Genomic DNA, 17,907 nt, shown 5'->3' with positions numbered 1-17,907 from the left:
AACGCTCCGAAACGTACGCGGGCGAAGACAAGAGGGCGGGAACTCTTTCAACTCCGTAAGATTCCCGGGGGTCCTTCGAGCACGAAGATTCACTACGCTGCCAAACATGCGCCAGGACATCGAGGTACTCGTCGTCGAAGACGATCCCACCGTCCTGACGGTCGTCTCCGACTACCTGCGCCGCCGCGGCTACTCGGTGACCGGCATCAGCGACGGTGGCGCGGCACGCGAGACGCTGCGCACCGCCAGGCCCGACGTGCTGATCCTCGACCGGATGCTCCCGGGCGTCAGCGGTGACGAGCTGTGCCGCCAGGTGCGCCTCGACTCCCCGCACACCCCCGTCATCATGCTGACCGTGCTCGACGCCGTCGAGGAGCGGATCGACGGTCTTGAGCACGGTGCGGACGACTACCTGTCCAAGCCCTTCGCGCTGCGCGAGCTGCAGCTGCGCGTCGACGCGCTCGTGCGACGCGCGCGGGGGCAGCACGTCTCGCCGTCGGCGTTCACGCTCGGTCCGTTCCGCGTCAACCCCACGCAGCGCCGCATCTCCGTCGACGGCGACGAGGTCGCCCTCACGACGCGCGAGTACGAGCTGCTGCTCTTCCTGCTGCAGAACCCCGGCCGCGTCCTGTCCCGCGACGACATCCTTCGCGAGGTGTGGGGCTGGACGTTCGGTGAGCCCTCCACCGTGACCGTCCATGTGCGCCGGCTGCGCGAGAAGATCGAGCCCGAGCCCCGGTTCCCGCGGTACCTGCTCACCGAGTGGGGCCGTGGCTACCGCTTCACCGTCGAGGAGGCAGCCTGATGCTCAGCGCGCACGACCTTGCCCTCATCCTCGCCACGGCCGCCGTGTGCACGGGAGGCGTCACCCTGCTCGCCCTCCTCGCCCTGCGCTGGGGGCGTCGTCGGACCATCGCGTTCCAGACGATCGTGATCGTCGCCGCCACCCTCGCCTCCGTCGTCGTCTCGACGTCCGCGATCGCCGCCGAGATGTACCTGTCCCGGCACGACCTCGAGGTGCTGTTCTGGGTCATCGGCATCTCCGCCTGCCTGAGCATGGCGGCCGCGCTCCTGGGCACCCGCGCGGTGCGCCGCGCGCTCAGCACCATCGAGGTGTCGGTCGAGCGCGTGGGCGACGGTGCCGTCGTCGCCGCCGACGACCACGCCGGCCGCGAGATCGCCACGCTCTCCGCGCAGCTCGCCGACACCTCACGCCGTCTTGCGGCCGCTCGCGCCGACCTCGAACAGCTCGACGCCTCCCGACGGCAGTTCTTCGCCTGGATCTCGCACGACCTGCGCACGCCGCTCACCGGTGTCAGCGCCCTCGCCGAGTCGCTCGAGGACGGCGGTGTCGAGAACCCCGGCGACTACCTGCGCCGCATCCGCACCCAGGTCTCCCGGATGAGCCGGATGGTCGACGACCTCTACGAGCTGTCGCAGCTGCAGAGCGGCGCCCTGCGGCTGCGCACCGAGGAGATCGTGCTGCTCGACGTCGTCTCCGACGCCGTCGCCGACGTCGCCACGATCGCCGCCGCGCGCGGCATCCGCCTGACCCACGCCGGCGTCGAGGGCCAGACGCTGCGCGCCGACCCGCACGAGCTGACCCGCGTCGTCGTCAACCTGCTGAGCAACTCCATCCGCTACGCGCCGCAAGACTCCGAGGTGCTCATCACCGCTCGACGCGACCAGGACAGCCTCGTGCTGTCCGTCGTCGACAGCGGCAGCGGCGTCAAGAGCGAGGACCTGGGACGCATGTTCGAGATCGGGTGGCGCGCCGACACCGCCCGCACCCCCGAGGCGGAAGCGGGCCTGAACGCGGGCGCCGGGCTCGGGCTGGCGATCGTCGAAGGGATCGTCCGGGCGCACGGGGGACAGGTCAGCGCCGAGAAGCTCGAGCGGGGGATGCGACTGAACGTGGCGCTGCCTGCCGCGGTGTGAGCAGAAGGGCCGCCGACCTGTGTCAGCGGCCCTTCCGTGTGGTGGAGCCAAGGGGACTCGAACCCCTAACCCCCTGCTTGCAAAGCAGGTGCGCTACCAATTGCGCCATGGCCCCGCTCACGCTCTCGCGTGTCGTCGCGCCCGCCAGGGGCGCCACACTCACTCGAGCGCGTCCGTGACCTCAGACCACAGGTCGCGCTCCGCGTTGCCGCCGGAGATCCGACGCCAGACGACGTAGCCCGCCGCTGCCGCGATCAGAAGCAAGAGCAGCTTCTTCATCGAATGCCTCCTCGTCTGGGTGACGCGTTGCCGTTGCGGCGACGGCGTCCCCGCGAGTCTCGCCAGGACGCCGTGTGAGTGGGGCTAGGAGGACTTGAACCTCCGACCTCTTCCTTATCAGGGAAGCGCTCTAACCGTCTGAGCTATAGCCCCGTACCCGCCGTTTCGCGCGGCGCGTGCAGCACGAAACCTTACCTCAGCCGTGGCCGCCCACCAAAACGGTCCGGGCAGCGTGGGCTGTGACGATGGCGTCAGTCGTCGGTCAGGGTCACGTGCATGCCGCCCACCAGTGCCGCCGTGATGTTGTACAGCAGCGCCATGATCGTCGCGAGCGCGGTCAGCAGCACCACGTTGACGACGGCGATGAGCGTCGCGAGCGAGACGAACCTGTCGACGGCCACGAACTGCGTGATGTCGAAGTCGGTCTGCTCGCCGACGACCTGGTTGACGAACTGCTGGATCGAGTCGAAGACGCCGAGCCCGTCGACGACGTACCAGAACACCGTCGCCGCGACGACCATCATGATGCCGATCGCGACGGCGAGCAGGAACGCCAGCTTCATGACCGACCACGGGTCGACGCGTGACACGGTCAGGCGCACGCGTCGCGGGCCAGCCGCGCCCGAGAGCGGGGCGATCTGAGGACCGCCCGGCCGCGCGGCCGCTCCGGCAGGGGCACCCTGACCGGACGCCGCGGCGCCATCGGGAGTCAGGCGCACGCCGCCGACGTCGTAGTGCATCTCGGGACGAGCCGTCTTGCCGGACTTGCCGGACTTGCCCTGCGGGCGGCTGGGCTTCGTGTCCGAGGTCGGTCGACCGGCCGAGGGCGGTGCTGCTTCAGCGGACCCCTGCGCCGCATCCAGGCCCGGCTGGATGCGCTTGGCGGCGTCACGAGCCGCCGCGATGGCTGCGCGCGCGGCGTTGACGGCGCCCGCGCGGGTGGCGTCGTCCGACGTCTCCGAGGTCGGCGGTGGCGGAACCGGGGGAACCGAGGGCGCGACGCTACCCGTGGCCTTGTTCTTCGTCGTCATCGTTTCCCTCGCGTCCTGGTCACTTCTCGTCGGCGTCCGCGGGCTCGCCCGGCGCAGACACGCCGTCCACGCTAGCCGACTCCTCGTCGTCACGTCGCTCGACGTTCCGTGCGACGGCGATGATGCGATCACCCCGGTCCGCCTTGGCGAAGGTCACGCCCTGCGTCGTTCGGCCCGTGGCACGCACTTCGTCGACCGCCGATCGCACGATCTTGCCGCGTTCCATGATGACCAGCACCTCGTCGTCCTCGTCCACGACGAGCGCACCGACCAGGTCGCCACGCTCCTCGGGCAGGTTGGCGACACGGATGCCGAGACCGCCACGGCCCTGCTGGCGGTAGTTCTCGACCGACAGCGCCGTGCGCTTGGCCATGCCCGACTCGGTGACCGTGAACAGGTACGCGTCCTCACGGACGACCGCCGCGGAGAGCACCTCGTCGCCGTCGCGGAACTTCATGCCCGTGACACCGGACGTCGCACGCCCCATCGGCCGCAGGCTCTCGTCGTTGGCCGGGAAACGGATCGACTGCCCCTTGCGCGAGACCAGGATGATGTCGTTCTCGGAGTCGACGAGCATCGCACCGATGAGCTCGTCGGGCTGACCGTCCTCGTCCTCGCGCAGGTTGATCGCGATGAGGCCGGCCGAGCGCGGCGAGTTGTACTCCTGGAGCTTGGTCTTCTTGACGAGGCCGCGGCGCGTGGCGAGCACGAGGTACTCGGCGGCGTCGTAGTCGCGCAGGTCGAGCACCTGGGCGATCCGCTCACCCGGCTGGAAGGCCAGCATGTTGGCGACGTGCTGACCCTTGGAGTCGCGCGACCCCTCGGGCAGCTCGTAGCCCTTCGCACGGTAGACCCGGCCGAAGTTCGTGAAGAACAGGAGCCAGTGGTGCGTCGTCGTGACGAAGAAGTGCTCGACGATGTCGTCCTCACGCAACTGCGTGCCGCGCACGCCCTTGCCGCCGCGCTTCTGCTGGCGGTAGGCGTCGCTGCGGGTGCGCTTGGCGTAGCCGCCGCGCGTGATCGTGACGACGACCTCCTCCTCGGGGATGAGGTCCTCGATCGACATGTCGCCGTCGTACGGGAGGATGTGGGTGCGGCGCTCGTCGCCGTACTTCTCGACGATGCCGTCGAGCTCCTCCCCGACGATGCTGCGCTGGCGTCCCGGCTTCGCGAGGATGTCGCGGAAGTCGATGATCTCGGCCTCGATCTCGGCGTGCTCGTCGATGATCTTCTGGCGTTCGAGGGCCGCGAGGCGCCGCAGCTGGAGCTGCAGGATCGCGTTGGCCTGCGCCTCGTCGACGTCGAGCAGCTCCATGAGGCCCAGGCGGGCTTGCTCGGCGTCCGGCGAGCGGCGGATGAGCGCGATGACCTCGTCGAGCGCGTCGAGCGCCTTGAGGTAGCCGCGCAGGATGTGGATCCGCTTCTCGGCGTCGGCGAGCAGGTACTCCGTCCGGCGGCGCACGACGTCGATCTGGTGCGTCGTCCAGTGACGGATGAACGCGTCGAGGCTCAGCGTTCGCGGCACGCCGTCGACCAGCGCGAGCATGTTCGCGCCGAACGTGTCCTGCAGCTGCGTGTGCTTGTAGAGGTTGTTGAGCACGACCTTCGCGACGGCGTCGCGCTTGAGCACGATCACCAGCCGCTGCCCGGTGCGGCCCGAGGTCTCGTCGCGGATGTCGGCGATGCCGGCCAGGCGACCGTCGTTGACCAGGTCGGCGATCTTCGCGGCGAGGTTGTCCGGATTGACCTGGTAGGGCAGCTCGGTCACCACCAGGCAGATCCGGTTCTGGATCTCCTCGACGTTGACCACCGCGCGCATCGTGATGGACCCGCGGCCCGTGCGGTACGCCTCCTCGATGCCCTTGGTGCCGAGGATCTGCGCGCCCGTGGGGAAGTCGGGGCCCTTGACGCGCTGCATGAGCGCCGCGAGGAGCTCCTCGCGCGTCGCCTCGGGGTTCGCCAGGTGCCAGCGCACGCCCTCGGCGACCTCGCGCAGGTTGTGCGGCGGGATGTTCGTGGCCATGCCGACGGCGATGCCGGCCGAGCCGTTGACCAGCAGGTTCGGGAACCGCGCGGGCAGGACGACGGGCTCCTGCTCCTCGCCGTCGTAGTTGTCCTGGAAGTCGACGGTGTTCTTGTCGATGTCCCGGACCATCTCCATGGCGATCGGAGCCATGCGGCACTCGGTGTACCGCGGGGCGGCCGCGGGGTCGTTGCCGGGGGAGCCGAAGTTCCCCTGGCCGGCGACGAGCGGGTAGCGCAGCGACCAGTCCTGGACAAGACGCACCAGGGTGTCGTAGATCGCCGAGTCGCCGTGCGGGTGGTACTTGCCCATCACGTCGCCGACGACGCGGGCGCACTTGCTAAAACCGCGATCGGGCCGGTAGCCGCCGTCGTACATCGCGTAGATCACGCGACGATGGACGGGCTTGAGGCCGTCGCGCACGTCGGGCAGCGCGCGGCCGACGATCACGCTCATCGCGTAGTCGAGGTAGCTGCGCTGCATCTCAAGGTTGAGGTCGACCTGTTCGATCCGACCGTGGTGGACCTCGGGGAGATCGGGCAGCGGCGTGGTCTCGTCCGTCATCAATCAGTTCCTTCCTGATTCCTGTGGATATCTGTGCGCGGCGGCTCAGATATCGAGGAAGCGGACGTCCTTGGCGTTGCGCTGGATGAAGCTGCGGCGGGACTCGACGTCCTCGCCCATCAGCATGGAGAAGATCTCGTCGGCCGCGGCGGCGTCGTCCATGGTGACCTGCCGCAGCGTGCGGTGGTCGGGGTCCATGGTCGTCTCCCACAGCTCCTGGTAGTCCATCTCACCCAGACCCTTGTAGCGCTGGATGCCCTTGTCCTTCGGCATGCGCCGGCCGGCGGCGAGACCCTCCCGCATGAACGCGTCCTTCTCCTTGTCGGAGTAGACGTAGTCGTGCGGCGCGTTGGACCACTTGAGCCGGTACAGCGGCGGCATCGCGAGGTACACGTACCCGTGCTCGATGAGCGGTCGCATGTACCGGAACAGCAGCGTGAGCAGCAGGGTCGCGATGTGCTGGCCGTCGACGTCGGCGTCGGCCATGAGGATGATCTTGTGGTACCTCAGCTTGGTGAGATCGAAGTCCTCGCCGATGCCGGTGCCGAACGCCGTGATGAGCGACTGGACCTCTTGGTTCGACAGCGCCTTGTCGAGACGCGCGCGCTCGACGTTGAGGATCTTTCCGCGGATCGGGAGGATCGCCTGGTTGTGCGGGTTGCGCCCACGGACGGCGGAACCACCGGCCGAGTCACCCTCGACGATGTAGATCTCGCATTCCTCGGCGCGGTTGGACTGGCAGTCCTTGAGCTTTCCCGGCATGCCACCGCTCGACAGGATGCCCTTGCGTCGGGTCGCCTCGCGCGCCTTGCGGGCCGCGATGCGCGCCTGCGACGCCTGGATGGCCTTGCGGATGATGTCCTTGGCCTCGCTGGGGTGCGAGTCGAACCAGTCGGTGAGCTGCTCACGCACCACGCGCTGCACGAACGTCTTGGCCTCGGTGTTGCCGAGCTTGGTCTTCGTCTGGCCCTCGAACTGCGGCTCGCCGAGCTTGATGGACACGACGGCGGTCAGGCCCTCGCGGATGTCATCACCCGTGAGGTTGTCCTCCTTGTCCTTGAGGATGGCCTTGTCCCGTGCGTACGAGTTGACCAGCGTGGTCATCGCCGCACGGAAGCCCTCCTCGTGCGTGCCACCCTCCGTCGTCGAGATGGTGTTGGCGTACGTGTGGACCGACTCGCTGTACGCGCTCGTCCACTGCATCGCGATCTCGACCGAGATGCGCCGCTCAGTGTCCTCCGCCTCGAAGTCGATGACCTCGGGGTGGATCAGGTCGACCTTCTTGCCCGCGTTGAGGTGCTTGACGTAGTCGGTCAGGCCCCCGTCGTAGCGGTAGGTGACCGTCCGCACCGGAGGGGTGGCGGGGTCGTCGTCAAGGTCGGCGACGACGACGCCGTCGGCGTCCTTGCGCGGCTGCGCCGGATGCTCGGCGCTGCCGACGACCTCGTCCTGAAGGTCCGCATGTCCGGCGCGCTCGTCCGTCAGGCGGATGGACAGCCCCTTGTTGAGGAACGCCATCTGCTGGAACCGGGCGCGCAGCGTCTCGAAGTCGAACTCTGTGGTCTCGAAGATCTCCGGGTCGGGCCAGAACGTCTGGGTCGTACCCGTCTCCTGCGTGTCCTCGAGCCGCTCGAGCTCGGTGACCGGGTGGCCGCCGTTGCCGAACTCCATGCGCCACCGTGCGCCGTCGCGCGCGACCTCGGTGACCACGCGCGTCGACAACGCATTGACCACAGAGATGCCCACACCGTGCAGACCACCCGAGACGGCGTATCCACCGCCGCCGAACTTCCCGCCGGCGTGCAGGATCGTCATGACGACCTCGACGGTCGGCCGGCCTTCGGTGGGGTGGACGGCGACCGGGATGCCACGGCCGTTGTCGACGACCCGGACACCCCCGTCGGCCAGGAGCGTCACGTCGATGGTGTCGGCGTAGCCGGCGAGCGCCTCGTCGACCGAGTTGTCCACCACCTCGTACACAAGGTGGTGGAGGCCACGCTCCCCGGTGGAGCCGATGTACATGCCCGGACGCTTGCGGACGGCCTCGAGACCTTCCAGGACGGTGATGTTCCCGGCGTCGTATCCGCCGTCATTCCGATTCGTCACAGGCCGGTTCGCTCCTCGCTGTCCGTTCGCACCGCGGTACCGGTGCATGTCGCGTTCCCGGCGCGGGCCCGCGGGAGGCGCACCACGAGCCGGGAACGGCTTCGGGTGGCGGATCCATCAAGGGCCCGGCGACGCCGGGACGACCTGTCCAGTCTACCGTCTCGGGGCTGAAATCCGCGGATGCGGGCGCTTTGGGATGAGCGTCGACGACGCCTGGGGAGCGGGTTCTTCCACAGCTTTCTCCACATCTGCGGACGATCGTCCACAGGCCGGTGGACAGACCCTCGCCGTGCCCCGCCGTGTCTCACCATGCCGCACCGTGCGGGGTGGATCATCTCAGCCCCAGGTGTCACGCGGGCCACGGCCCCCGCGCACCGAACGAGGACCACGACGGAAACCGGGTCCCGCGGGCCCCAGCACCTTCACGTCGTCGACCACGCCCTCGCCGACCTCCTCCGACAGCCTCCGCAGCAGCGTCGGCACCAGCAACCTCACCTGCGTCGCCCAGGCCGTCGAGCTCGCACGCACCACCAGCACCTTGTCCTCGAACGCCTCGGGCACGCAGTGCTCCGCGATCTGGTCGCCCACGACCTCGCGCCACCGCCCGATCACGCCGCCCACCGACACCTCGGCCCGCCAGCCCTTGTCACGCAGCAGCCGGCCCACGACGTCCGACAGAAGCTGCGGGTCACGCGCCGTCGGACCAGCGCCCGACGTGCGCGGCTCCGCGAGCGGGGAGCGGCGAGCGGGCGAGCCCGGGCGCAGCCCCTTGGCCCGGGCCGCCGCCCGCGCCCGGTTGAGCGCGGCGCGCGCGACTTCGGCGGGCGGGGTCGGAGGAACCTGCGCGGCGGACACGTCGGGCGCTGCCTCGCCGGGGGCGTCGTCGGCACCGACGCCGACGGCGGGGGCCACGTCGGGGCCAGGATCAGGCAGCACGGGATACCCGGCCGGTGGTCACCTCGAACCGCGCCGCCAGAAGGCCCGGCGGCACGTCGTCCGGGACGGCCGCGGTCACCAGAACCTGACGCGCCGGGGCTACCAGCTCTGCGAGCCGCTCGCGACGGCGGACGTCGAGCTCGGCGAAGACGTCGTCGAGCACGAGCACGGGGTCCGCGTCGGTGCCCTGGTCGGGGTCCCAGAACATCGGGCCGCTCGCGCTCACGGGTGTGGCGGTCGTCGGTACGTCGACGCCGCTGGATGCCGAGCCCGAGCCCCCGAGCAGGTGGAACGAGGCTAGCCGCAGCGCGAGCGCGAACGACCACGACTCGCCATGGCTCGCATAACCCTTCGCCGGGAGCCCACCGAGCGTCAGCACGAGATCGTCGCGGTGCGGGCCGACCAGGCTCACGCCCCGCTCGATCTCTCGCCCGCGCGCGGCCGCCATGCCGTCCAGGAGCGCCTTCTCGAGCTCCGCGGCCGACGGCACGGGGGCGTCCGCGCGGGCCGGGAGGATGCCTTCGCCCGCAGCGCCGTCGTCTTTCGCCCCTCGGTGCCCGGCCCCGCCGTGTCTCCGGGAGCGAACGCGTCGAGGCTCGCGCGATAGCCCAGCTCGGCGTCGCCGTCCGAGTCGCTGACCTGCGCGTACGCGGTGTGGACCTGAGGGCGTAGCGCCTGCACCAGCTGGAGTCGCATTGCGAGGATCTGGCCCCGAGCTGCGCAGCCTTGGCGTCCCAGACGTCAAGCGTCGACAGATCGACGCCGCGCCCCGCTGCACGCACCCCGCGCAGGGACTTCAGGAGGGCCGACCGTTGGCGCAGGACCCGCTCGTAGTCGCCCAGCAGGCCCGCTGCGCGCGGCAGCAGCTGCACCACCAGTTGGTCGAGCAGCCGACGGCGGCCGTCCGGGTCGCCCTTGACCAGCGCCAGGTCCTCGGGCGCGAACAGCACGGTACGCAGGATGCCGAGCACGTCCCGAGCCCGCCCAGGCTGCCCGCGGTTGATGCGGGCCCGGTTCGCCCGACCCGGCGCGATCTCGAGCTCGATCGTCGACGCCCGATCACCCCGTACGACGCGCGTGCGCACGATCGCTCGTTCCGCACCCGCGCGCACGAGCGGGGTGTCGTTCGCGACACGATGCGAGCCGAGCGTGGCGATGTAGCCGATCGCCTCGACGAGGTTGGTCTTGCCCTGACCGTTGCGGCCCACGAACGCGTTCGGCCCGGGTTCGAGCTCGACGTCGACAGAGGCGTAGGACCGGAAGTCCAGCAGCGACAGGTGCGAGACGTACATCCACCCTCCCCGTCGTCGATCAGCCCTAAGCTCGCCCTCGCACACCCCGGCAGCGGGTGGCCGGGGTCACTACGCGGGCTTGACCGCGTGCCCGCCGAACTGCTGGCGCAGCGCCGCGACCGCCTTCATGGCCGGCGATGCCTCCTGACGCGATGCGAAGCGCGCGAACAGCGCTGCGGAGATGACCGGCAGCGGAACAGCGGCGGCAATCGCCTCGTCGACCGTCCAGCGCCCTTCACCCGAGTCCTCGACCCAGTCATCGAGCCTGGCAAGCTCAGGGTCGTCCTCGAGCGCGCGCACCATGAGGTCCAGCAGCCACGAGCGGACCACGGTGCCACGCTGCCAGGCCTTGAACGTTCCGTGGACGTCCGTGATCAGATCCTTGGCCGCGAGCAGCTCGTAGCCTTCGGCGTACGACTGCATGAGCCCGTACTCGATGCCGTTGTGGACCATCTTGGCGAAGTGCCCGGCACCGACCGGGCCGGCATGGACGAAGCCCTCCTCGCGCGGGCCTTCAGGGCGCAGCGCGTCGAACACGGGCATGAGCGCCGCGACGTCGTCGGCCGAGCCGCCCGCCATGAGGCCGTAGCCGTTCTCCAGGCCCCAGACGCCTCCCGAGACGCCGACGTCGACGTAGCCGATGCCATTCCCGGCAAGCTCGGCAGCGCGCTCCTGGTCTTCCGCGTAGTGCGAGTTGCCGCCTTCGATGACGATGTCACCGCTGGTCAGGATCGTGCGCAGCTCCGCGAGAACCGCGCGGGTCGGCTCGCCGGCGGGAACCATGACCCAGACCACGCGCTGCCCCGCCGGCAGCGCGTCCACCAGCGCCGCGAGAGTCGGTACGTCGGTCACCTCGGGCCGCGGGTCGTAGCCCGTGACGTCGATGCCGCCCGCGCGCAGTCGGGCACGCATGTTGTGACCCATCTTGCCGAGACCGACAAGACCGATGTGGCTGACCATGCTCGCTCCTTCGATGTGAGACGATCCGGCCGCGCCCCTCTCAGGCGCTCGCCGGCGCTGTCTGGCTGGTCGGTCAGCCGGCGAAGCGGATGGGGACCAGCAGGTAGCGGTACGCGGAGGAGTCCTCGCCGTCCAGGGACTCCTGGCCCGTGAACTCGACCGGCTTGTTCGGATGCGTGAAGGACAGGCGCACGAAGTCCGTTCCGAGCGCCGACAGCCCGTCCAGCAGGAACTGCGGGTTGAACGCGACCGTGATGTCCTCGCCGACCAGGACGGCCTCGAGCGCCTCGGAGGCCTGGGCGTCGTCGCCCTGGCCCGCGTCGAGGACGACCTGACCCTCGGCGAACGCGAGGCGGATGGGCGTGTTGCGCTCGGCGACGAGCGACACACGGCGGGCAGCGTCGATGAGCGCCTGCGTGGGGACGACGGCGTGGATGGGCGTCGCGTCCGGGAACAGGCGGCGCACGGCCGGGTAGTCGCCGTCGACGAGCTGCGACGTCGTGTGGCGGCCGCCGGCCTCGAAGCCGATGAGGTCGAGCCCCGCGCCCGTGGACAGGCCGATGTTGACGAGCCCGCCGCCTGCACCGAGGGACTTTGCGACGTCGGTCAGCGTCTTCGCCTTGACGAGCGCGACGGCAGAGAACCCTGGCGTCGCGGGGGTCCAGGTGAGCTCGCGCAGCGCGAGCCGGTAGCGGTCGGTCGAGAGCAGCGTGATCCGCTCGCCCTCGATCTCCATGCGCACACCGGTCAGGAGCGGCAGCGTCTCGTCGCGGCTGGCGGCAACCGAGACCTGTGCGACGGCGTGGGTCAGTGCGTCGCCCGAGACGGTGCCGCTCAGCTCGGGCATCTGCGGCAGCGTGGGGTAGTCCTCCACGGGCATCGTCAGCAGCGTGAACCGTGAGGCTCCGCAGGTCACGACGACCTTGGTGCCGTCGAGTGCGACCTCGACCGGCTTGTGGGGAAGAGCGCGCGCGATGTCCGCCAGGAGACGACCCGAGACCAGGACCACACCCGGTTCCGCGACCTCGGCTGGGATCTCCGACCGGGCGGAGACCTCGTAGTCGAAGCTCGAGAGGCTGATCACGCCGGTGGGATCGGCTTCGATGCGGACACCGGCGAGCACAGGCGCGGGCGGGCGTGTGGGGAGGGTGCGCGCGGTCCAGGTCACGGCATCAGCCAGTACGTCACGGTCGACCCGGAACTTCATTCCACTCCCTCGCTCGAGGCTCTTGTGTAGTCGCACCCTACGCGAGTCGTGGGACGCACGGCACGCGGGAAGGTCGTGTGTGTACGACGGCGATGGCGTTCGTGGCTGAAGGCGTCGGTGCGGGCGCACGGTCGGACCCGATGAAGGCGAGGTGGATTCCTTCTTGGAGTGCAGTCGTCGTCGTAGTAGCACTTGTGGAACTTGGGGACAACGACTGTTTGCCCAGGTCAGACGCGGTTTCTCGGTGTGGACCGACTGGGGGTGAGGCAGTGGGTGGACTGGTGGGTGGTGTGGACGGGGGATTCGTCGCCCACAGCCGTCCACCGAAGTGGGGGGTGACGTCCACAGCACGGAGCGGGGTATTCCACAGCCGTCCACAGGATTGTGCACAGGTGTGCATGGTGACCGGTGTCATGTGAGCGTGGACCGTCCACATGTTTGTCCACACCTGTGGGTATCAGTCGTACAAGCGGCGGAATTCGGCGCCTCCGACGGCGTACACGTCTGTGGACGGTGGGGCGTCCGGACCGCTGAGATCAGCCGCGGTGCTGCTGGCGGATGCGGCTCGTGAGCTCGGTGACCTGGTTGTAGGTCGAGCGACGCTCGGCCATCTGACCAGCGATCTTCTTGTTCGCATGCATGACCGTGGTGTGGTCGCGGCCGCCGAACTGCTGCCCGATCTTGGGCAGCGACAGGTCGGTCAGCTCGCGGCACAGGTACATCGCGATCTGGCGCGCGGTGACCAGCACGCGGGATCGGGAGCTGCCGCACAGGTCCTCGATGGTGAGCCCGAAGTACGCGGCGGTCTGCGCGATGACCATCGCCGGCGTGACCTCGGTCGGGTCGTCGTCGATGATGAGGTCCCGCAGGACGATCTCGGCGAGCGGGAGGTCCACCTGCTGACGGTTGAGGTTGGCGAAGGCCGTGACGCGGATGAGTGCGCCCTCGAGCTCACGGATGTTGGTCGAGATGCGCGAACCGATGTAGCTGAGGACCTCTGGCGATGCGTCGAGCCGCTCGCTGGCGGCCTTCTTGCGCAGGATCGCGATGCGCGTCTCGAGGTCCGGGGGCTGGACGTCGGTGATGAGGCCCCACTCGAACCGCGACCGCAGTCGGTCCTCGAAACCGTTGAGCTGCTTGGGCGGCACGTCGGACGTGATGACGACCTGCTTGTTGGCGTTGTGCAGGGCGTTGAACGTGTGGAAGAACTCCTCCATGGTCTGTTCCTTGCCCTGGAGGAACTGGATGTCGTCGATGAGCAGGACGTCGACGTCGCGGTAGCGGCGCTGGAAGGCGCCCTGCTTGTTGTCGCCGATGCTGTTGATGAAGTCGTTGGTGAACTCCTCGGAGTTCACGTAGCGCACACGCACGTGCGGGTAGAGGTTGTGGGCGTAGTGCCCGATCGCGTGCAGCAGGTGCGTCTTCCCGAGCCCAGAGTCGCCGTAGATGAACAGAGGGTTGTACGCCTTGGCCGGGGCCTCGGCGACGGCGACGGCGGCGGCGTGCGCGAAGCGGTTCGATGCTCCGATGACGAAGCTCTCGAAGACATACCGCGGGTTCAGGCGCGTGGGCTCGGCCGACGTCCGGGGAGCGGCCGGCAGCTCAGGCACGGGCAGGACGGCCGCGGGCTCGTCGACCTGCTCGGGCTCGATGTAGTCCTGCGTCGGGCCGGTGAGGCTCTCCGCGCTGAGCTCGGGGTCGACGGTGATCCCGAACCTGACGTCGTAGCCGAGCACCGACGACATCGACGAGATGAGCTGGTCGCGCACGCTCGTCTCCAGGTAGGTGCGCGTCTGCTCGTGAGGCACGGCGATGAAGGCGGTGCCGTTCACGACCGCCATGGGCTTGGCGAGGCGTACGAAGGCGAGCTGGCGTGCCGTCATGTCGGGTCGCTGTTCAAGCACCTCGAGGGTCTGTGCCCAGACCCGGGTGATGTCCTCGTCCGCCAAGACGGCGCTCCTTCACTACATGTGGTGTCCCGATGGTGCCGTCCCAGCGAGCGGGGCGTGGTCTCGGTCCGCAGGGTGACTTTCGGCTTGCGTGGGGTGGTGAGAACTGGGAGTGTGTCACGACGCAGCCGTTGGCACATCCCGGCTGTCCACATAGTTGTCCACACCCTGTGGATCTTGTGGACAGTGATGTGGACGACACCTTGGAGCGCCCAGACGCGTTCGGTGTGATGTGCGACGAGGCAGGCCGAGAGAACCTGGAGTTTGACCATCAGGGGTAGCGCCGCGTAGCGTTGGACAGCCGTCCCGGGTGCTTTCGCGCGCCTGCTTTCCGTGGGATCTTCCCGGAACGGCGCGGTCGGACCTCCGCCCGGACACCAGGTCCGAGCACCCGGCCAGGACCAGCATCGTCGACCCGTCGGGCGGCGTGCCCGCACCCGACGTCAATCAGGAGCAACCTCGTGAGCAAGCGGACCTTCCAGCCGAACAACCGTCGCCGCGCGAAGACCCACGGCTTCCGGCTGCGCATGCGCACCCGTGCCGGCCGCGCCATCCTCGCGGCGCGCCGCCGCAAGGGCCGCGTCGAGCTTTCGGCCTGACGACCATCACGTGCTGCCCTCGGCGCACCGGCTGCGTCGTCCCGCCGAGTTCGGGCGGACGGTGCGCGGGGGCGCGCGTGCGGGACGTGACACTCTCGTGGTGCACCTGCTCGTCGACGACGAGGGGGATGCGGCACCGCAGGTTGGTTTTGTCGTCTCCAAAGCCGTGGGGAACGCCGTGCAGCGAAACCTCGTGAAGCGCCGACTTCGCGAGATCGCCAGGGCGATGATGGGTGACCCAGGCAACAATGGCTTTCCTGAACGAGGGCGCGTCGTCGTACGCGCCCTGCCCGCGGCGTCAAGGGCGACGTTCGCGGAACTCAGGCGCGACCTCACCACCGCCACGGAGAAGGCGGTCGTGCGTGTGACGAGGTCCGCATGAAGCTGGAGAGTCTGCGCGACATCCCCGCGAGCGTGCTGGTGGGGATGATCCGCGTCTACCAAGTCGTGGTCTCCCCAATGACGGGGCCGACCTGCAAGTACTACCCGTCCTGTTCCCACTACGCCGTTGTGGCGATCCGCACGCATGGCGCGCTCCGGGGCACAGGGCTGGCGCTGTGGCGCATCCTTCGCTGCAACCCGTGGAGCCTTGGCGGCGTGGACGACGTCCCGCCTGCCCGGCCGCGACGGACGTCCCTGAAACGAGACGACGTCGCCGCCACCGTAGGCGCCCACGGTGACGCAGCGACACACGCGCACCAGCACTGAACTTTCCCGGCCCGCGCCCCGGGTCCCCAGACCTCAGATGTATACAAGGAGACTCGAGCCTCATGGACAGCGGGCTTTTCGCACTGCTCTATCCCATCGAATGGGTCGTCGCCTGGATCATGACGGGAGCCCACTGGCTCTTCGCGAACATCGGGTTCGGCCACGGCCCGGACCGGCGTGGGTCCTGGCCATCGTGGCGCTGACTCTCGTGATCCGAGTCGCGTTGATCCCGCTCTTCGTCAAGCAGATCAAGGCTTCCCGCGGCATGCAGATCATGCAGCCGGAGCTTCAGGCCGTGCAGAAGAAGTACAAGGGCAAGTCTGACCCTGCGTCTCGTGAAGCGATGACGCGCGAGACGATGGAGCTCTACAAGAAGCACGGGACCAACCCGTTCGCGTCCTGCCTCCCGATCCTGCTCCAGTCTCCGATCTTCTTCGCCCTGTTCAGGGTTCTCAACAACCTGAAGAACATCTCCGCAGGCACCCACGACGGCATCGGTCCGATCAACCAGACGATCGCCCACGACATCGAGTCGTCGACCCTCTTCGGGGCACGGCTGTCCGACGTCTTCCTGCAGACGGACAACACCGCGGCCCGTGTGGTGGTCATCATCCTGATCGTCGCCATGTCGGTGACGACCTTCACCACGCAGCGCCAGCTCACGATGAAGAACATGCCGAAGGCCGCGCTCGAAGGCCCGATGGCGAGCACGCAGAAGATGATGCTGTACGTGCTGCCCTTGGTGTTCGCGGTGTCGGGCGTGAACTTCCCGGTCGGTGTCCTTATCTACTGGACCGTGACGAACCTGTGGTCGATGGGGCAGCAGTTCTACACGATCAAGCGCATGCCGGCACCGGGTTCGGAGGCCGAGCGCGCATTCAGGGAGCGGCAGGCACGCAAGCTCGCGGCGAAGGGCATCGTCCCGGAGACGACGACGGACACTGAGACACCGAAGATCAGCGGCCAGCGAGTGCAGCCGCAGCGCAAGAACCGCAAGAAGAAGGGCTGATCGACCATGACGAACTCGACGCAGGACAGCGCGGTCGACCGCACCTCACAGCTTGAGGAGGAGGGCGAGGTCGCCGCGGACTACCTCGAAGAGCTCCTCGATATTGCCGACCTCGACGGCGACATCGACATCGACGTTCGCCACGGCCGGGCCGCGGTGGAGATCCTTGCGGAGGACGAGGGCTCGCTCAAGCACCTGGTGGGTGCCGGAGGAGAGGTCCTCGAGGCGCTCCAGGACCTGACGCGACTCGCGGTGCAGGTCAAGACGGGCGAGCGCAGCCGTCTGATGCTGGACGTCGCGGGCTTCCGCGCGCAGCGTCGAACGGAACTGGCTGAGGTCGCCGAGAGGGCGGTCGCGCGGGTCAAGGAGTCGGGCACCGAGGTCGCACTGGAGCCGCTCAACGCGTTTGAGCGGAAGGTCGTCCACGATGTCGTGGCCGCGGCTGGTCTCGCGAGCGACTCTCGCGGCGTCGAGCCGCACCGGTACGTCGTGGTGCAGCCAGCAGCCGAGTGACGGTGTTTCACGTGAAACCGGGGACGCGATGAACAGCACCGGGGCCGACGCGTCGGGGGTCCAGGGGGACGATCACGCCGATCGCGTCCTGGGCGAGTCGCAGCCTGTCCGGGACTACTTCGGACCCGCCTACGGCTCGATCGCCGGCTTCGGAGGATTGCTGCGGGAGCAAGGGGAGCTTCGCGGGCTCATCGGACCTCGTGAGGTGTCGCGTTTGTGGGAGCGGCACCTGCTGAACTCTGGGGCGGTGGTTCCGTATCTTCCCCAGTCGGGACTCGTTGTCGATGTGGGGTCTGGAGCCGGGTTGCCGGGGATCATCATCGGCATGATGCGGCCCGATCTTCGCGTGGTGCTGATCGAGCCGATGGAACGCCGAACTGCGTGGCTCGAAGAGGTCGTCGCACAGTGGAACCTGACGAATGTCGACGTCAGGCGCGGACGCGCGGAGGAGTATCACGGGGCGTTCGAGGCGGATGCCGTCACGTCCCGAGCGGTCGCAAGCCTTGCGAAGCTCGCGCGGATGAGCCTCCCGCTGCTCCGGCACCGTGGCGAGATGGTGGTGCTCAAAGGCCGCAACGTTGCTCAGGAGATCGAACCGGCTCGGAAGGTGCTCCGTTCGTTCAAGACGAGCGAGCCTGAAATCCTCGCCGGTGAGACCGTCGCCGGGGTAGAGCCAACGACGATCCTTCGGCTGCGCCGGGGGTAGGTGCAGGCACACGTGGGGTGCGTCGAGATCGGACGCGCCCACGGAGTACGCTGCGTCCCTTTGCTCTTTGTGCCTCAGCCGTGCCGC

General features: G+C 68.7%; 17 protein-coding genes, 2 tRNA genes and 1 pseudogene. 9 read left to right on the top strand and 11 right to left on the bottom strand.

Features of this window, described 5'->3' with window-relative positions; genetic code table 11:
• The first annotated feature begins 106 nt into the window (after nucleotides 1–106).
• Both ET495_RS13060 and ET495_RS13055 read left to right on the top strand, forming a co-directional pair.
• A complete protein-coding gene (locus ET495_RS13060) occupies nucleotides 107–805 on the top strand; it encodes a response regulator transcription factor (protein ID WP_129205160.1) in 699 nt (232 codons plus the stop codon).
• Nucleotides 805–1,938, top strand: a complete 1,134-nt coding sequence (locus ET495_RS13055; protein ID WP_129205159.1) for a sensor histidine kinase — start codon at nucleotides 805–807, stop codon at nucleotides 1,936–1,938. The genes ET495_RS13060 and ET495_RS13055 overlap by 1 nt, the downstream gene beginning before the upstream one ends.
• Before the next feature lie 39 nt (nucleotides 1,939–1,977).
• Here the strand turns inward: ET495_RS13055 and ET495_RS13050 are convergent.
• The 11 genes and pseudogenes from ET495_RS13050 to dnaA all read right to left on the bottom strand — a co-directional run bounded on the left by ET495_RS13050 (nucleotide 1,978) and on the right by dnaA (nucleotide 14,285).
• A tRNA-Ala gene (locus ET495_RS13050) sits at nucleotides 1,978–2,053 on the bottom strand.
• Nucleotides 2,054–2,097: 44 nt separating this feature from the next.
• On the bottom strand, nucleotides 2,098–2,217 hold the full coding sequence (locus ET495_RS18235; RefSeq protein WP_211340846.1) for a DLW-39 family protein: 120 nt from the start codon (nucleotides 2,215–2,217) through the stop codon (nucleotides 2,098–2,100).
• Nucleotides 2,218–2,296: 79 nt separating this feature from the next.
• A tRNA-Ile gene (locus ET495_RS13045) sits at nucleotides 2,297–2,370 on the bottom strand.
• Between the two features lie 98 nt (nucleotides 2,371–2,468).
• Nucleotides 2,469–3,248: a DUF3566 domain-containing protein gene (locus ET495_RS18230; protein ID WP_211340845.1), complete on the bottom strand. Its 780-nt coding sequence runs from the start codon at nucleotides 3,246–3,248 to the stop codon at nucleotides 2,469–2,471.
• A 19-nt stretch (nucleotides 3,249–3,267) separates the two neighbouring features.
• Nucleotides 3,268–5,835, bottom strand: a complete 2,568-nt coding sequence (gene gyrA, locus ET495_RS13035) for a DNA gyrase subunit A (RefSeq protein ID WP_129205158.1) — start codon at nucleotides 5,833–5,835, stop codon at nucleotides 3,268–3,270.
• Between the two features lie 45 nt (nucleotides 5,836–5,880).
• The gene (gene gyrB, locus ET495_RS13030) at nucleotides 5,881–7,989 is read right to left on the bottom strand and encodes a DNA topoisomerase (ATP-hydrolyzing) subunit B (RefSeq protein WP_425471137.1); all 2,109 of its coding nucleotides are present in this window, start codon (nucleotides 7,987–7,989) and stop codon (nucleotides 5,881–5,883) included.
• Between the two features lie 288 nt (nucleotides 7,990–8,277).
• Entirely contained in the window at nucleotides 8,278–8,796 is a 519-nt protein-coding gene (locus tag ET495_RS13025) for a DciA family protein (protein ID WP_129206033.1), read from the bottom strand.
• 70 nt (nucleotides 8,797–8,866) lie between these two features.
• Nucleotides 8,867–10,169: pseudogene (gene recF / locus ET495_RS13020) on the bottom strand (DNA replication/repair protein RecF).
• Between the two features lie 69 nt (nucleotides 10,170–10,238).
• Nucleotides 10,239–11,129: a phosphogluconate dehydrogenase (NAD(+)-dependent, decarboxylating) gene (gene gnd, locus ET495_RS13015; RefSeq protein WP_129205156.1), complete on the bottom strand. Its 891-nt coding sequence runs from the start codon at nucleotides 11,127–11,129 to the stop codon at nucleotides 10,239–10,241.
• A 73-nt stretch (nucleotides 11,130–11,202) separates the two neighbouring features.
• Nucleotides 11,203–12,336, bottom strand: coding sequence for a DNA polymerase III subunit beta (dnaN, locus tag ET495_RS13010; RefSeq protein ID WP_129205155.1), 1,134 nt, complete (start codon nucleotides 12,334–12,336; stop codon nucleotides 11,203–11,205).
• A gap of 536 nt (nucleotides 12,337–12,872) precedes the next feature.
• Nucleotides 12,873–14,285, bottom strand: a complete 1,413-nt coding sequence (gene dnaA / locus ET495_RS13005; RefSeq protein WP_129205154.1) for a chromosomal replication initiator protein DnaA — start codon at nucleotides 14,283–14,285, stop codon at nucleotides 12,873–12,875.
• Nucleotides 14,286–14,746: 461 nt separating this feature from the next.
• Between dnaA and rpmH the strand changes: the two genes are divergently transcribed.
• The 7 genes from rpmH to rsmG all read left to right on the top strand — a co-directional run bounded on the left by rpmH (nucleotide 14,747) and on the right by rsmG (nucleotide 17,820).
• Nucleotides 14,747–14,884: a 50S ribosomal protein L34 gene (gene rpmH / locus ET495_RS13000; RefSeq protein WP_012895733.1), complete on the top strand. Its 138-nt coding sequence runs from the start codon at nucleotides 14,747–14,749 to the stop codon at nucleotides 14,882–14,884.
• A complete protein-coding gene (rnpA, locus tag ET495_RS12995) occupies nucleotides 14,823–15,266 on the top strand; it encodes a ribonuclease P protein component (RefSeq protein WP_342770107.1) in 444 nt (147 codons plus the stop codon). The genes rpmH and rnpA overlap by 62 nt, the downstream gene beginning before the upstream one ends.
• Nucleotides 15,263–15,592, top strand: coding sequence for a membrane protein insertion efficiency factor YidD (gene yidD, locus ET495_RS12990; protein WP_129205152.1), 330 nt, complete (start codon nucleotides 15,263–15,265; stop codon nucleotides 15,590–15,592). The genes rnpA and yidD overlap by 4 nt, the downstream gene beginning before the upstream one ends.
• Nucleotides 15,593–15,654: 62 nt before the next feature.
• Nucleotides 15,655–15,795: a hypothetical protein gene (locus ET495_RS19475; protein ID WP_342770106.1), complete on the top strand. Its 141-nt coding sequence runs from the start codon at nucleotides 15,655–15,657 to the stop codon at nucleotides 15,793–15,795.
• The gene (yidC, locus tag ET495_RS12985) at nucleotides 15,786–16,601 is read left to right on the top strand and encodes a membrane protein insertase YidC (protein ID WP_342770105.1); all 816 of its coding nucleotides are present in this window, start codon (nucleotides 15,786–15,788) and stop codon (nucleotides 16,599–16,601) included. Before ET495_RS19475 ends, yidC begins: the two co-directional genes overlap by 10 nt.
• A gap of 6 nt (nucleotides 16,602–16,607) precedes the next feature.
• On the top strand, nucleotides 16,608–17,114 hold the full coding sequence (locus ET495_RS12980; protein ID WP_129205151.1) for a Jag family protein: 507 nt from the start codon (nucleotides 16,608–16,610) through the stop codon (nucleotides 17,112–17,114).
• 28 nt (nucleotides 17,115–17,142) lie between these two features.
• On the top strand, nucleotides 17,143–17,820 hold the full coding sequence (gene rsmG / locus ET495_RS12975; RefSeq protein ID WP_129205150.1) for a 16S rRNA (guanine(527)-N(7))-methyltransferase RsmG: 678 nt from the start codon (nucleotides 17,143–17,145) through the stop codon (nucleotides 17,818–17,820).
• Nucleotides 17,821–17,907: the final 87 nt, after the last annotated feature.

Origin of the sequence: Xylanimonas allomyrinae (assembly GCF_004135345.1) — a bacterium.
GTDB lineage: Bacteria > Actinomycetota > Actinomycetes > Actinomycetales > Cellulomonadaceae > Xylanimonas > Xylanimonas allomyrinae.
This window is presented reverse-complemented; position numbering and strand designations above follow the sequence as displayed.